This window comes from Paenibacillus sp. RU5M (assembly GCF_900221055.1).
In the GTDB taxonomy this organism is placed as follows: Bacteria; Bacillota; Bacilli; order Paenibacillales; family Paenibacillaceae; genus Paenibacillus; species Paenibacillus marchantiae.
On record NZ_OBQM01000002.1, the window covers coordinates 561,711 to 576,391 of the forward strand.

16 protein-coding genes are annotated in these 14,681 nt (G+C 46.9%); 5 read left to right on the top strand and 11 right to left on the bottom strand.

Annotated elements, in window-relative coordinates; all coding sequences use genetic code 11:
• Positions 1 to 24 precede the first annotated feature (24 nt).
• The 5 genes from CRO25_RS08300 to CRO25_RS08320 all read right to left on the bottom strand — a co-directional run bounded on the left by CRO25_RS08300 (position 25) and on the right by CRO25_RS08320 (position 6,277).
• Positions 25 to 300: a WXG100 family type VII secretion target gene (locus CRO25_RS08300; protein WP_017689071.1), complete on the bottom strand. Its 276-nt coding sequence runs from the start codon at positions 298 to 300 to the stop codon at positions 25 to 27.
• 193 nt (positions 301 to 493) lie between these two features.
• Positions 494 to 1,042 carry a hypothetical protein gene (locus CRO25_RS08305; protein WP_079694647.1) on the bottom strand — a complete coding sequence of 183 codons (549 nt, stop codon included), beginning with the start codon at positions 1,040 to 1,042 and terminating at the stop codon, positions 494 to 496.
• A gap of 6 nt (positions 1,043 to 1,048) precedes the next feature.
• Positions 1,049 to 1,879 (bottom strand): hypothetical protein, encoded by an 831-nt coding sequence (locus tag CRO25_RS08310; RefSeq protein ID WP_079694648.1) that lies wholly within the window; start codon positions 1,877 to 1,879, stop codon positions 1,049 to 1,051.
• Between the two features lie 16 nt (positions 1,880 to 1,895).
• Entirely contained in the window at positions 1,896 to 5,900 is a 4,005-nt protein-coding gene (gene essC, locus CRO25_RS08315) for a type VII secretion protein EssC (protein WP_079694649.1), read from the bottom strand.
• A 56-nt stretch (positions 5,901 to 5,956) separates the two neighbouring features.
• Positions 5,957 to 6,277, bottom strand: a complete 321-nt coding sequence (locus CRO25_RS08320) for a hypothetical protein (RefSeq protein WP_063566325.1) — start codon at positions 6,275 to 6,277, stop codon at positions 5,957 to 5,959.
• Positions 6,278 to 6,700: 423 nt separating this feature from the next.
• Here CRO25_RS08320 and CRO25_RS08325 point away from each other — a divergent pair, with 423 nt between their 5' ends.
• Positions 6,701 to 6,940, top strand: coding sequence for a hypothetical protein (locus tag CRO25_RS08325; RefSeq protein ID WP_063566326.1), 240 nt, complete (start codon positions 6,701 to 6,703; stop codon positions 6,938 to 6,940).
• A 126-nt stretch (positions 6,941 to 7,066) separates the two neighbouring features.
• Here CRO25_RS08325 and CRO25_RS33260 read toward each other — a convergent pair whose 3' ends face one another.
• The 5 genes from CRO25_RS33260 to rsgA all read right to left on the bottom strand — a co-directional run bounded on the left by CRO25_RS33260 (position 7,067) and on the right by rsgA (position 11,189).
• Positions 7,067 to 7,219, bottom strand: a complete 153-nt coding sequence (locus tag CRO25_RS33260) for a hypothetical protein (RefSeq protein WP_170867771.1) — start codon at positions 7,217 to 7,219, stop codon at positions 7,067 to 7,069.
• A 248-nt stretch (positions 7,220 to 7,467) separates the two neighbouring features.
• The gene (locus tag CRO25_RS08330) at positions 7,468 to 8,943 is read right to left on the bottom strand and encodes an aldehyde dehydrogenase family protein (protein WP_079694650.1); all 1,476 of its coding nucleotides are present in this window, start codon (positions 8,941 to 8,943) and stop codon (positions 7,468 to 7,470) included.
• A gap of 163 nt (positions 8,944 to 9,106) precedes the next feature.
• Entirely contained in the window at positions 9,107 to 9,649 is a 543-nt protein-coding gene (locus CRO25_RS08335; protein ID WP_063566328.1) for a GNAT family N-acetyltransferase, read from the bottom strand.
• Positions 9,650 to 9,714: 65 nt separating this feature from the next.
• A complete protein-coding gene (locus tag CRO25_RS08340; RefSeq protein WP_063566329.1) occupies positions 9,715 to 10,053 on the bottom strand; it encodes a L,D-transpeptidase in 339 nt (112 codons plus the stop codon).
• A 56-nt stretch (positions 10,054 to 10,109) separates the two neighbouring features.
• Positions 10,110 to 11,189, bottom strand: a complete 1,080-nt coding sequence (gene rsgA / locus CRO25_RS08345; RefSeq protein WP_063566428.1) for a ribosome small subunit-dependent GTPase A — start codon at positions 11,187 to 11,189, stop codon at positions 10,110 to 10,112.
• Positions 11,190 to 11,339: 150 nt separating this feature from the next.
• Between rsgA and CRO25_RS33820 the strand changes: the two genes are divergently transcribed.
• Positions 11,340 to 11,531 (top strand): hypothetical protein, encoded by a 192-nt coding sequence (locus CRO25_RS33820; protein WP_063566330.1) that lies wholly within the window; start codon positions 11,340 to 11,342, stop codon positions 11,529 to 11,531.
• 153 nt (positions 11,532 to 11,684) lie between these two features.
• Here the strand turns inward: CRO25_RS33820 and CRO25_RS08355 are convergent, their stop codons facing one another.
• Positions 11,685 to 12,278, bottom strand: coding sequence for a metalloregulator ArsR/SmtB family transcription factor (locus tag CRO25_RS08355; RefSeq protein WP_063566331.1), 594 nt, complete (start codon positions 12,276 to 12,278; stop codon positions 11,685 to 11,687).
• A 176-nt stretch (positions 12,279 to 12,454) separates the two neighbouring features.
• Here CRO25_RS08355 and CRO25_RS08360 point away from each other — a divergent pair, with 176 nt between their 5' ends.
• The 3 genes from CRO25_RS08360 (at position 12,455) to CRO25_RS08370 (ending at position 14,603) form a co-directional block, all read left to right on the top strand.
• Positions 12,455 to 13,453 carry a YpdA family putative bacillithiol disulfide reductase gene (locus tag CRO25_RS08360; protein WP_079694651.1) on the top strand — a complete coding sequence of 333 codons (999 nt, stop codon included), beginning with the start codon at positions 12,455 to 12,457 and terminating at the stop codon, positions 13,451 to 13,453.
• Positions 13,454 to 13,458: 5 nt separating this feature from the next.
• Entirely contained in the window at positions 13,459 to 13,902 is a 444-nt protein-coding gene (locus CRO25_RS08365) for a DUF441 domain-containing protein (RefSeq protein WP_024630316.1), read from the top strand.
• Positions 13,903 to 14,087: 185 nt separating this feature from the next.
• A complete protein-coding gene (locus CRO25_RS08370; RefSeq protein WP_063566333.1) occupies positions 14,088 to 14,603 on the top strand; it encodes a hypothetical protein in 516 nt (171 codons plus the stop codon).
• Positions 14,604 to 14,681 lie beyond the last annotated feature (78 nt).

Consider the following 14,681-nt stretch of genomic DNA (forward strand, 5'->3'; position numbering starts at 1 on the left):
CCTGCCCGAACTATGTATCGCAGATTAGCGAGCTTGGTCTGCCGTACGGAATTTGTTGGCAATAGCCGTCAGTTCCGCGCTGATGCTATTTAGCGTTTGAACGAAAGATTGCATTTGTTTGCTGGCTTCTTGAAATTCCTGGAAGAAGCGTTGTTTCGTCATACCTTCCCATTGTCCTTCCATACTTGTGATGGATTGAGTCAATGTAGAAACGATTTGCTGACTTTGCTCACCGCTTTGTTTAAATTGGTTGGAAACCTGATCAAGCTGTTCTGGGGTAACTAAAATACGTCCTGCCATTTGTAAATTCCTCCTTGGTTTGTGCAATTAAATTCACTTGTTCAAATTGTACTATACAAGGATCGATCGGACAAAAGCCGAAGGACCTAATCCTATTTACCCCATTTTTGGTATTCGAAACTTCGCCTAACAGCCTATTTATAAAAAAATTCACTTTCTGCTGTCTTGCTTATTCAGCCTTGTACCCGTGAGCTCAGGAAACCACAGGTTCGGTTCCTCTTCTCCCACGAAAGGAGGGATCTGTGAATCTCCACGCCACAGGTTCAGGCTGCATGGCCTGAATCAGGGTCGCCGGTGAGCCATCAGGCGGTGCGGCATCCTGTACACGGTACACTGCCGCTACCGCGGAAAATGGATCGGATACAACAGCAGCAGTTGCCGAATGCGCAGGCATAATCTCTCCTGCACGCTCCGTCTGAAGAACATTCAACATATTGACCGCATTGCCATAGGCTGTGTTCACATGACTCAACACTGTACGATACTCCATGTCCACTTGCTGGAATAACAAGGCCTTGCGTCCCAGCTGTACGCTCAAGTCCATAAAACGATGTACTGCTGCTTCACAGAGTCGCTTGCTGTGATTCCATTCATTCATGATCGCGGCGCGGGCTTCAAGATCCCACTCCAGCGAATGAATGGCCTGATCCAATACTGTCATCTTTTGCTGTATTTGCTCCGCCGCATACTGAATCTGCCTGCTCAGTGCCCGAAGCACATCCGGTTCCACACGAATGCGCATTTACCATCACCTTTCCTCTTCCCCTGCAGGCTGTTTAAGCCAGTCCAGCAGCATCTCGTGAAACTGTTCTCTCGTCGTCAGTGCTGCAACAAGCCAATCATCCGAAGCCGATGTGCTCATGCGAAACAGCCAGTTGGATACCGTACTTGCAGCGAAAGCCGCAGACTGTGATTTCCATCCTTCTCCGTTCCATACAAGCAACCGTAGTTCCCCTTCTGATTCCTTGTTCACCAGACAGCGCGCAAGTGCAAGTGATCCCTCGGGATCGCTCGTCTCTGTTACTAACTCATCAGCCACTGCCTGTAATTCTTTGTTCTTCAGATCATTCATCACATCATAGAATTTTTTCTTGGAGCACATCAGAGCCGGCTTTTCCGCCGGAGAATGACCACTCCAATTCATTCTTTGAATCAGAAAATCAATCGCTTCACGAACATTCCCCAAATCACTCAGCCGGAACGAATCCGGTTCGTCTGCAACACGGGATACTTCAACGACCCGTTCATCCGTGCAGTGCACATAACTTTCATACGACTTGCCGCTGTGCGTGTAGCGAATCCAGCAAGCCCTGTCGGACAGTCCCGCAATGGCTACCCTGGAGAATACGGTCGGTGTCATGATCAACTCATTGCTGTCCTGATCCTGAATCAGATATCCTTTGTCGAGCAGGGATGTTTTTACACGTTCCCACTCCAAAGCAATGTCTTCCGCCATATATCCGCGGAACGGATCTTCCACGCCAAGCAATCGGTCTGAACCGAGAATCCCGGCCAGGAAAAAAAGCTCTTTTATTTGCAAAGTGACTACCTTTTGCTTGGAATCATGAACCGTCAACATTATGAGCCACCTCCCCTCAAACTACAACATGCCATCGGTCACGAATTTCAGAAATCCAATCGGTCATTTTCCAGGTGCCATCACATGGAATTGCACCTTTAACCCTGGAATATTTACGTTTAACATAATAACCTTGACCCGGAGGCAGTACCTTCAGCCCATTTGAACTCCCACCGGATTCCGAATAAGGAATACGGAAGAACGAGAGGTCATTAGGGTCTAAAGTCCCGAACAACAATCCGCTCTGGGAAGCCTTCACATCGTTCACCCAGTCAGAACCAAAGGTTGGAAAGTCTGCCGGAACTCCTGACAGAATCACATGTATACCTCGATCCCGTCCTTGACGAACGATCGCTCCCAATTGATCCTTCACATTAAAATCATTTAATTGCTTGGATAACGTATCCGCATCGTCGATAACGAGAACGATCTCCGGTCCACCGGTTAACTCGCCTCTTTTTAGAACTTCATCGTACAACTGTTGGATCACAGGTGCAAGCTGTTCTTCACGGGATACATGTCCACGGACATGGGGTAAACTGCTGATTTCCCCCAGTCCTCCGGAACCATACCGCATATCTACCGTGTATATTTGCACGTCTTCAGGAGACGCATGATAGGCAAGGGATAACATCCAGGTCAGCAAAAATGTCGTTTTGCCACCTTCCATCGGACTCGTAACCATGAAATGTGGCCCTTCACGCAAATTTAACTGGAAGGGTTCCAGATCATCGGTTAGCAAACCTACGGGTACTGTTAAGGATGATACGTCTCCAACTTGCCCGAAGGTTCCTGTACGGATAAGCACATCTTTGAGCTTAACCTCTTCCGGGAGCGGCGCAATCTGCGGCGCTTCTTCTCCGTTCCAGCTTTCTCTGATCTCTGCAATCGTGCGGCGCAGAGCGGAAGAACGTTTGCCTTCATCTGCTCCGGATGACGGCAACGCCGCCTGGAACATCAATGGAGGAACCTGTCCTTTGACCAGTCCTCTTCCTGGTGGAAGCTGGCTAGGTGCCTTGGACGGCCGACCCACTGCGTAATAATAGTCGCTTGGATCAGATAATTCAAACGAAACCGCATTGGGAATATTGCTTCTGAATTTCTCAAATACATCCGTAACACGGTTGGCCGTGAGGATAAATGTGATTCCCAGACTGCCGCCTTCACGAAGGATCGTTTCCAGAAGTTCATTCTCCTCGGGATACGCATTTCGGAAAGAAAGATAACCATCAATAACAACTACAATTTGCGGCACAGCTGCATGGGCTGTGCGACGGTAGGCTGATATTGTCTTAACCCCGGCTTCCGAGATCATGTCCTTGCGTTGTGCCGACAGTTTCAGGATGTACCGGAATAACCGCTTGATCCGATCTTCCTCTTCAGACATCATTACCCCACCGATCTGAGGCAAACTAGCAAAATCCTTCATCATCCGGCCCATATCAATAATATAGCCATGCCAAGGTTCAGTCCGCTTAGAACGGGCCAGTGACATCAGCAAGGTTTGCACAAACGTCGTTTTCCCCAGACCAGGCATACCGTATACAACCAGATGTCCCTGATCCACCGGAAGTGCGAGCGGCTGCTGTCGTTGATTAGGCAGATCATCCAGCAGTCCAACTACAGGTTTCAGGCCACTGGCACCCCCGTCAAGCAATGCCTCACGATTCTCTTCTTCCTGCCAGTCGTTGAGAATTTCCCATTCCAGGGTCTCAGGCAAGGGTGGCAACCAGGGTCCCGGTAATCGGGTGATCCCCGCCTCTGCTGCCGCTTCCGCCACATAATCAATGAATACCTGAAGCTGCTTGGGCACATCCTCCCCTTTGAGCACAGCTCTGCGCTCTCCAGTCAATAGTGGCTCACGTTTCCCATTCAAACGAACTTCCATAACAGGCAGTACCGTCGTTGTATCTTCCTGCTGATTATATGGCGCACCGCTCCAGGCGAATTGCATTTCCTCAAACACTTCATCACTGCCTACCTGGAAGTATCCACGACCCGGCTTGGTGATCCAGGCCGCATTCGGAATTTTGATCATATCCCGACTATCCCCTTCGCTTTGAACGCGAAGACAGATACGGAAACGCGAATTGCTCCAGATTTTATCATCGACCACACCTGCAGGCTTCTGAGTTGCCAGTATAAGATGTACACCTAGTGTCCGGCCGATGGCCGCTATGCTGATTAATTCATCCATGAACTCCGGCTGATCCCGCTTCAATTGCGCAAACTCGTCAATGATGATAACTAAGTGCGGCAGAGGCTGTTCATGTCTGGAACGCAGAATTTTGTAGTACTCATCAATGTGCTGGAGATTTCCTGCATCATTTAATATTTTTTGCCTTCTGACCAGTTCGGCCCGCAGTGAGATATTGGCTCGTTCAATCAAATTCCCATCCAGATTGGTGATCGTGCCGACGACGTGAGGCAAGCCCACAAATGTATTCGACATCCCGCCGCCCTTATAGTCAATTAACATAAAAGCCAGATCATGCGGATGAAACTCGGCAGCCAAAGAGGCCACAATCGACTGGATAACTTCACTTTTGCCTGAACCTGTTGTCCCTGCGATCAGGCCATGCGGGCCATGGCCCTGACGTTCAATTTTATCATGTAAGTTAATCGCAATTTTCTTACCCCCAGCTCGCACGCCCATAGGTACGGGAAGTGTGTCCGGGTATCGTGTCTGGCTCCAGCGTGCGACCACATCCAGATCCTCTACTCGTGATGTACTTAGCATGTCGAACAACGGAAGCACCTGTGGTATATCCGAAGCGGATGATCGTTTCAGACGGATCGGTGACATATAACGCGAGAGCGCCTCTGCGGACTCTCTGGAGATCACATCTGGCGTGTACGCTTGCCTGATCACGTCGGCATCCTCGGTTTTTTTGATATAAAGCCCTTTGCCTTTGGAAGCCTCCATAATTAACTGACAATGCATGGGTAGCGATTCCTTACGGTTTGCCAATATGATGGTACATACATCGATCTCCTGAGCTGATTCCAGCAGCAGAGGAAGCAGCGGCTCTTCTTCTATTAATTGAGTATCCGAGAGAACCACCACATAACATGGAGTTTGCACGGTTTTCTTGTAGCGATCTTCCTTATTATTGCGCCTACGGTTCAACACGGAAAACAAGCTGTCCGCCAATTGATGCGCACCGCTGTGCCTGTCGGCCATATAGCGTTGTCCTTGATCTTCATCCCAAATGTGGGGCAGCCAGCGTAGCCAATCCCATTCCTTCGATTCCTTTTCTTCATAAAAGGCAGCAATCTTCAATTCATCCGGTGAATGACGAACGGTCAGTTGTGAGATAATCACTCGAAGTGAAGAAAGAACTTCCTCACGATTGCCGACCAGACCCATCACTTTCGATTGAAATAAAGGCAGTGTAATCGATGCTTCGGGCACCGTCTCGAATTCAGCTGCCAATTCATGAGCCGCTTCAATTAACTCATCCTTTTCGTAACCGTCCACACGAGGAACCTGAAGTTTGATCCGAAACGGAATCTCGCCTGTGCCAATTCGTACCTGCAGGAAATCATCATCTTCAGGAGAACGTTCCCATAACGAACTGTTGCGATTCTTCACCAACTGAAGACATACATTCGGATCACCATGAATTTCGTACAGACTCTTCACTTGCTCCGCTTGAGCTTCCTTCAGCTCTTCACGATGCTTCTCCAGTTGTGCTCGATACATAGTAGTACGCTCTTCCAGCTTTTTGCGATAGGTCTTCTTGTTGCTCAGATACACAAAAAACGGAATCGTGTATGACGTAAGCATCATCATAACCGTCATCATCTGAAACATCATATAATTGGGATTGTTCATTTTGCCGCTCATATTGATATATACGTAGAAACCGATGCTGACCATCGTCATCATGATCGGTACAATAATAGAAATCATTGAAAACGTAGGTTTGTTTGGTTCTGCCGGAGGCCTCAGAATTTCCAGCCTTTCTTCCTTGAGAACCGGTGTCATTCTTGGAGAACGCTGATATAACACATTCACGAAGAGAAGACCTCCTTATATTTCATTGCCGTAATCAATATATACGTCTAGATTGTTCATTCGTTGCTGTCCTGTTGAAACAATGAACGTCTTCCATACACAGGTGCTTCTTCAGAAGTGGTAGAGAACGCCCGCTGGATTCGCACACAGCTTCCTTGACGCAGCCCTGTTTCCATTAACTGTTGTGCGTTCTGTGGCGAGAACCACAATCCTTCCGGAAATTTGGCTTCAAGGATGTACTGAATGCCCTCTCCCGGTGCCTGCCCGAAGATGCGGACTCCCAGCAATGTCTTCAGATGTTCAATAGTACATTCATCCGGGACCTCGATGTCGAACCACTCGCCTTCCTCCCGGCCGGAATACACGGTAAGAATCAAAATAATCCCTCCCATGGTCTCATATGTAAATTGTCCTAGTGTCAAATTAAATCAAAAAAATGCAGATGAAACGATATTCCATCCCTATTTTCTTACATAAACACCCTGTTTGCAATGTGCAACCTGTAATTTTGTTACATATGACCCACGTATATATTAAAATATCGTCCATTCGACTCAGAACTTTCGAGGCAGTAGTCACGTTAATTATTGCAAGGATGCGAAACTACATGTCTTTCTTCCATATAAATGGAATCTGTAAATTGATTTTTCGGGACTTTTTAATGCTTCGCCCACAATTGAATTGTGAACACTTTTCAAACATTGCACACCTTTATGTTTTCATAAGCTGATTTTAAGGTAATTTTAAGCATTGGAATTTAATATAACCAGTAAGAAATAACTCTCGTGAGGTGATTTCTAGTGAGAACACTAATAACTTTTCAAAACAAATCAATCCCTGTATATTTCAATCAAGAAAACAAACAACCTGTACAAAAGACACTACGATTGCTTAGCAGTGCACTTGAGAACAAAATTAGCAATGGTAAACGTGCTTTACAGAAATGTCTGCAATCATTGATTAGTATTGAGATTGTCGGTGGTGAAGCCATTCTTCACAGCCGTAGCGAAAATGACTCCCTCGCCTTATCGCTTTATTAAGATGAGTCAGTTGTTTAATTCAACATGGAAACTGCGAATTCATTCATTCGCGAACATAAGGAAAAGGAAGCTTGCCGCTAAGGACAAGCTTCCTTTTTTTGTGTACAGAATCTCTTTTATCTATTTCTAATGCAATCGGCTGACGACATAAGCATTTTCGTGTTCTTCTTCCATTTCGGCCTTTTGGATTCGAATGACAAACAACCGAACCAGATTATCACGTGTATTTTCTTCCTGACAAGTATTCAGCTTTCTCAGAATGAAACGGTCAATGGACATGAAGTTCAGGCCCCTTTACCTATTGGATTTACGGATCTGTTCTGCCCGTGTATCCATAAATAACCAGATTACAGGTATACCAAACAGCTTTTCCACACCATTTCCTCACCTATTTTTCAAATGTGTAAAAACATGCAAAAGGCCGCCCCATCAAGCATGAGGCGGACTCTGCGCAATCTTTGTCACTCTTTCCCGAACCCTATCTGATTATAAAATAAAGTATTTTCTAATCCATGTTCACTGTCGAACTATTGCACTCCCGGATAATCCCGATATTGATGCTGAATGCTGATCCAGCGTGTCCGCGTGAACTTTTCAATAGCCCAATCGCCACCGAAACGACCAATACCCGATGATTTCTCACCACCAAACATCACATGAGCCTCATCGTTCACGGATTGATCATTTACATGCACCATGCCCGATTCAATCTGCTGGGCAACTTGATACCCTCTTTCCAGATTTCCGGTGAATACGGAACCGCTCAATCCATAAGGCGTATCATTCGCCAAACGCACGGCCTCCTGCTCATCCTGCGCTTTCATTAATACCGCGACAGGTCCAAACAGTTCCTGTTGCACAATATGCTGCTCTGGTTTCACATCCGCGAGCACGGTGGGCTCCAGCACATTGCCTTTGCTAGTGCCACCCAGCAGCAATCTTGTACCTTCTGCCTCGGCTCTCTTAATCAAGTCCAGCAGGCGCTCCACTTCCTTCTCACGAATGAGCGGACCTACCAGCGTTTGGGCATCAGCAGGATCACCAGCCTGAATTTTTTTCGTTTTGTTAACAAAGGACTCCACAAACTTATCGTAAATATCAGCATGCACAATAATACGATTAAGTGCCATACAGATCTGCCCCTGATGCAGGAATTTACCGAACACCGCAGACTCTGCAGCACGTTCGATATCCGCATCTTCCAGGACAACCATCGCATTGTTGCCGCCAAGTTCAAGCGCAGTTTCTTTCAGATGCTCACCCGCCAGTTTGCCGATGCCCTGCCCCACCTCTGTGGAGCCTGTAAAGGAAATGACTTTGGGTACCGGATGTGCTACAAAATAATCCCCAATGTCACTCCCGCTACCAGCAACGACATTCAGTACACCTTCAGGCAATCCAGCCTGCTCAAATAGATCAGCAATAAGCCAACCAGCTGTAATCGGCGTATCGGACGCAGGCTTAATAACGACTCCATTGCCCAAAGCAATAGCCGGAGCTACGGAACGCAGACACAGGTGCAAAGGAAAATTCCAAGGACCGATAACGCCGATAACTCCCTTGGGCTCCCGTACAACACGATTCTCTTTCCCTGGTGTGTTTGAAGGTAGAATCTCCCCCTTCATCCGATAAGGGAACGAAGCAGCTTCATCCACAATCCGTTTCGCAGAAGCAAATTCCGCCTCGGCCTTGATGCGTGTGCTCCCGGATTCCGTAATCAGCAATTTTATAATTTCCTCTTTGCGCTCTACCATTAAAGCCGAAACTTTGCGAAGCACACCCTCTTTTACCGCCGGCAGGGATTTCTTCCATTCCACCGAGCACTTTCGGGCCGCCTCATATGCCTGATCTATATCTTCCTTGTTCGAGGATCGCCAGGTTGCGATGACCTCTCCCGTGTAAGGATTTTTATTTTCCACTATTTTCTCGCCGGAGCCTTCTACCCATTCGCCATTAATAAATTGTTTCGTCCATGTTGTATGTTCTGTCTCCATTAAAGTCATCTGAATAACGCCTCCCAAACAAGATGGAATGTCTCACCTCAAAGCGGTGTAGTAGTTCATTAACCTTGTTAAGGATTGCGCAAACGTGAAAAATAGCTGAATCCTTTCATCCTCTGACGGGAAAATGCTCCTCAATGCCCAACACATTCAGCCAAATTTGCATTTATTCAACTACCGGGAACCGTTTCTCTCCAAAAAGGGTCAAGTTCTCCCAACCATAAGCAACCTCTAACAGATCTTGACCGCCAATCCGGATATACTGTGTTTGTACAGGGATTCCGCCCATTTTTTCATAGAAACGACAGGCTGAATTTTGCTCCAGTGCCCAGATCAACAAGTTCCTCATGTCCAGGGAATGGAGATAACGAACGACGTGTCTCGCCAGTTGCTGACCTATACCCGTTTGTTGCACTTCTTTCAGTAAATAAATAGCATACAACTCAGCATCGTAAGGCAATTTGCCTTCACGTTCCTTTCCACCGCAGGCGAATCCGACAATTTTCCCATCTTCCTGTTCAGCTACCACCAGAATCTGATCCTTTTCGCCAGAACGGATATTTCGTTCCCATTGGGACAACCTTGATTCCGTAGTCAGATTGTCCAAAAAATCATCCGGCACGATCCCTCGATATGTCGTCTTCCAACTCTCTGTATGTACATGGGCTACGGCTTCCGCATCCCCTTCGCGCGCTGGTCTGATTCGCATGTTATTACTCCCTTTCTCTCGGCCACGCCGTGACTTTAGAATCCCTTCTTTGGATAAATCCGGCCCTAGGGCCGGATCGTTACTTGTGTACCCACTGACACTTTGGAAGACAGATCCAACACATCCGAGTTATACATGCGTATGCATCCATGAGAAACGGACTTACCAATGGATGAAGGATCATTAGTTCCATGAATCCCATAATGCGGCGCCGACAACCCCATCCAAAGAACGCCAAATGGTCCTCCTGGGTTCTCTTGTTTGTTAATAATCGTAAACACGCCATTAGGCGTCTGCGTGAGTATCTTGCCTATAGCGACAGGATAACCCTTAACCACCTGCGGGCCATCCAAAAGATATAACATGTGATCCGACAGGTCTACGATGATGCTGTAATCTGGCATGATGACATCCCTCCTTACCTATCCTATGCAGGATACAGAGGGATGCCCACCAGGCCTCAGGCCTCTTCCCAGTCTTTTGTACTGCGGACATGTTTCGGTTTGCGGGAACTGACGGGTTTGCTTGAAGCAGTCCGTCGTTTGGATGCGGCCTCTTCCTTACGCTGCTGAAACTTCAGTTCCTTTTGCATTTTCAAGTAGTTGCCCAGCCTTTTTTCATCCAATGAACCTTCCTGAATAGCCTCCTTCACGGCGCAACCGGCTTCCCGGGTATGCGTGCAATCCTGAAACCTGCATTCCGTTGCAAGCTGCTCAATTTCACCAAAGGCATGTGACAAACCATCCTGACCTTCATCCCACAGATTGAGTTCACGCATTCCCGGCGTGTCAATCAATACCGCTCCCTGCGGCAGTACAAATATTTCCCGATGAGTGGTCGTATGTCGTCCACGGCTATCGCCCTCACGAACGGCCTGCGTGAGCTGTACACTCTCGCCCATCATCCAGTTGACCAGAGTAGACTTGCCACTACCGGAAGAACCCGTCAAGGCAACAGTTGTGCCTGGAGACAGAAATTTTTCAAGTAAAGATTTGCCCTGATCCTGAACAGCCGATATTGCCAACACTTCAATCCCCGGAGCAATGCCTTCCACCAACGAAATTTGTTCTTCCACATTCTCGCTCAGATCACTTTTGCTTAGAATGATGACTGGTCTGACTCCACCATTCCAGGCCATCATAATGTATCTTTCGAGCCGTCTCAGATTAAAATCATGATTAAGAGCGGCAACAATCAGCAATGTATCCACATTCGCCGCAATCAATTGCTCTTTGGTCACTGGACCAGCGGCTTGTCTAGATACCCTGCTCTGACGTGGCACAATGCTGTGAATGATGGCTTCTTCTCCAGCTTGCCCTGTAACAGCGACCCAATCCCCAACGGCTGGTACAATGCCAGTCTCCTCATGATCATGACGCATCCGACCGGATACCCGTCCCCAGCATTCTCCCTCAGCCGTAATCAGGCGAAGCAATTGCCCATGATCCGCAATAATTCTTGCTGGTTTTCTTAATTGTTCTTCCATACCCGTCTGCTGCCACAACTCCTGCCACTTTGCAGACCAGCCGTATTTCTCCATCGTGTTATTCAAAATAAAAATTCCTCCCGATAAATGGTGTGTTATCCTTCATTGACATTGACAACAATCAACAGTGAACGCTCCGTTCCGGCATCAAAACCAAATAAGCCACGAGCAGCACTTCACCCGCGGCAATAAGAAGTTAGCCGAATGGATGATTGTTTGTATGGCATTCATATCGGACGCATCATTACGACAATCCGATACTCGTTATCCAGAAACAACCCATTTTCGGCATACAAAAAAGCCACGGGTACGTCACCCGTGGCTTCATCTGTGCATGTTATTCTGTGTTACGTACATATGGACAATATTGCGAACAATACTGCCCAACTGCCGTAAAATTACATGCATTGATCCGTTCCGGAGACGCTGTTCATATTCAAATTAACGTATACTGCCATTAGATTTGTCATTTAACATCGCCTCCCTTGTAGAATTATCCATCATGTTACACAGCTTCAACCGCTTTTGTCAAGTCTAATTATTTTTCACTTAATTTACTTGATCCCACCGTGTCCACATTTCCTTTGGATTCAGTTCATAGATCCCATCTTCCCGGTACATGAACTGGTGCATGATAAACTCCCGACGAATAGTGGCAAAATCCTCATGATAGTTTTGAATGAATGCATTGATCTCTTTCTCCGTATATTTCCGTCCGAATTCAAGCTGCTCTACCAAATGACCCAGTACAATCAGCTTTTTCTTGTATTGAGCCGGGATCTGACGCAATCGTCCATCCTTCGAGAAGAAATTCCGCATCACCGATGCCTTCAGCGTCTCATTCACATCACTCATATCGGCAACCTCCTCTTGTCTAAAAATAAAATCAACTGAAGCCTGCGCGTGCTCCCGGATAAAATAAGGATTGAGTGAAAAAAACACCGTATTTTTCTCTCTGCGTTCCTTGATTAGCGCCGCTTCTCTTAGCTTGGATGCATGATGCGTAACGGTTGGCTGAGACAAGTTAAGCTTCTCGGCAAGCGCTTGACCATGCAGTTCTCCCTGGGATAACAGCAGCAGCATCCGAAGTCGGGTCGGATCAGCCAGGGCTTTATGGTAAGCCACAATCTTCTCCAGTTGCATTTCGTTCAACTCGCTTTCGTTTAGATAATCATCTAATTTGATACTAGTCTTTTTCCTCTTCTAAGTCAATTCCCCAGGATCAAGATCAATTCTTTACGTCCGTATCCTTCTTGAACTGGCATTAAACCCATATTTACGGTAGGATTATAGTGCTTGAAATAAGGAGGATTAAGAACATGGAAGATGTCATTATTATCGGCGGAGGCCCATGCGGTCTATCTGCTGCCATTGAATGCGAGCGGCTGGGACTGTCCGCTGTAATTGTTGAGAAGTACAATATCGTCCAATCTATTTATCTGTATCCAACCCATATGCAGTTTTTCAGTACAGCGGAATTGCTTGAGATCGGGAATGTTCCGTTCAGCACACCGAACGACAAACCATTTCGTTACGAGGCACTCGCCTATTATCGCAAGGTAGTCGAACATTTCGGCCTGCGTGTTCATAACTATGAGGAAGCCCACGAAATTAAACGCAAAGACGATGGCACGTTCGAGGTACATACGGTCAATCGGCGTGGGCAGACAATCGTTCATAAAGGACGAAATGTCGTTGTTGCTACAGGTTATTTTGACCATCCTAACTATCTTGGCATTCCCGGAGAAGACAAAGATAAAGTCACTCATTATTTCCGTGAAGCTCATCCTTACACACGTACACGTGTCGCCATTATTGGAGGCAGTAATTCAGCTGTCGATGCTGCGATGGAACTGGTTCGTGTCGGTGCACATATTGACATGGTTTATCGTGGGAGCGGTGTTTCGGAACATATTAAACCCTGGGTTCGTCCATTGTTCGAAAGCATGGTGCAAAAAGGAAAAATCTCACTGCACCTTGGCTCACGTGTAAATGAAATTTTGGACGATTCCATTCGTTTGCTCCATTCTGATGGATCCACAAGTGAACTCGACAACGACTTTGTGTTGGCCTTGACCGGATTCCGTCCTGACCGCAAGTTGCTTTCTTCCGTAGGTGTGGAGATGTCTGAGGATATGGATAAACCCGTATATGACCCACAGACAATGGAGAGCAGCGTACCAGGCATATACGTTGGTGGAGTAATTGCATCAGGCCGCAATGCCAATGAAGTGTTTATTGAATCCGGACGCTGGCATGGAAGATATATTGCAGAACATATTGTAGGTCGTCATCGCGGGCAGACCGAAGGGGAATGAAATCGATGGATATGACCTCACTGCTGTTGCTCGTGTTTGCCGCGCTAGGTATTATCAGCAGTAATACACCCGTAACCGTAGCCATGGTATTTCTGTTGTTGCTGCGGGTGCTGAACCTTAATCAGGCTTTTCCCTGGCTGGAAAAGTATGGACTTACGATCGGTATCATCATCCTGACCATTGGTGTTATGGCACCTCTCGCCAGCGGCAAGATCAGTTTGCAGACGATTGGAGAGTCTTTTCTGCACTGGAAGTCGCTGCTCGCCATCGGTGTAGGATTACTTGTCGCTCATCTGGGCGGACGAGGAGCTACGCTAATGAGTACACAGCCTACCGTCGTTGCCGGGCTGCTTATTGGTACGGTGCTTGGGGTTGCCTTGTTCAAGGGTGTACCGGTCGGTCCCCTGATTGCAGCAGGAATTTTATCCTTACTGCTCGGAAAATCATGATCAAAGTTGGGACTTGACATCCTTCTGCTGACTGGCTGTTTTTCCCATCGTTGTATGATATACTTCTATTCATGCAATTCAAGCACTCAAGTCCATAGCAGAGAAATCAATTTGATGATCCTTCATACAAAAAGAAAATTGATTCACCTCGCAACTATTAATGGCCGCAGGAGGATTCAGGAACCATGTCACGTCAGTTTGTAACAGAAGCCGTGATGGTGGCTATTTACGGTCAATTACTCGCGCCGCCGGCGCCTGTTGAATATATTGTTCCTTACACCACCATCCTTGAGTTATATGAATTTCAGACCAGCCCTGACCCTTTGATGGATAATCCGGCGGATGACCAGCATGTGAAATCCAAGATTAACGAAATGATTTCTTATTTTGAAGAACCGTTGAATAAGAAAAAAATAGAGCGCGCCCTGGCTGTTCCCTGGGCTAAGAGTCCGTCCATTCTGTTTGGTGATCAGGTCTCCATCGCCATCATTAATGCGGTTGATACCGCACAATATGGTGAATATTTTGATCCCATTGAGACTGAACTGCTTCTCACTTCACAGCGCCTGGATACCCCCATACTTACTGATCAGGTCGAATTGATCGCACGTATTATTGAATCGGCATCTCCTGTGCAGGTCTTCGATATTGACGACTTTGATTTTGCGATGGATGATGAAGAACCGCTTGATCAAGTCTAGTTAGGACCGTGGCCTGCTGTTTCACAAGAATGATCATCGTAATCATGGATATTAGGCCATAGATTACTGACTGCCACA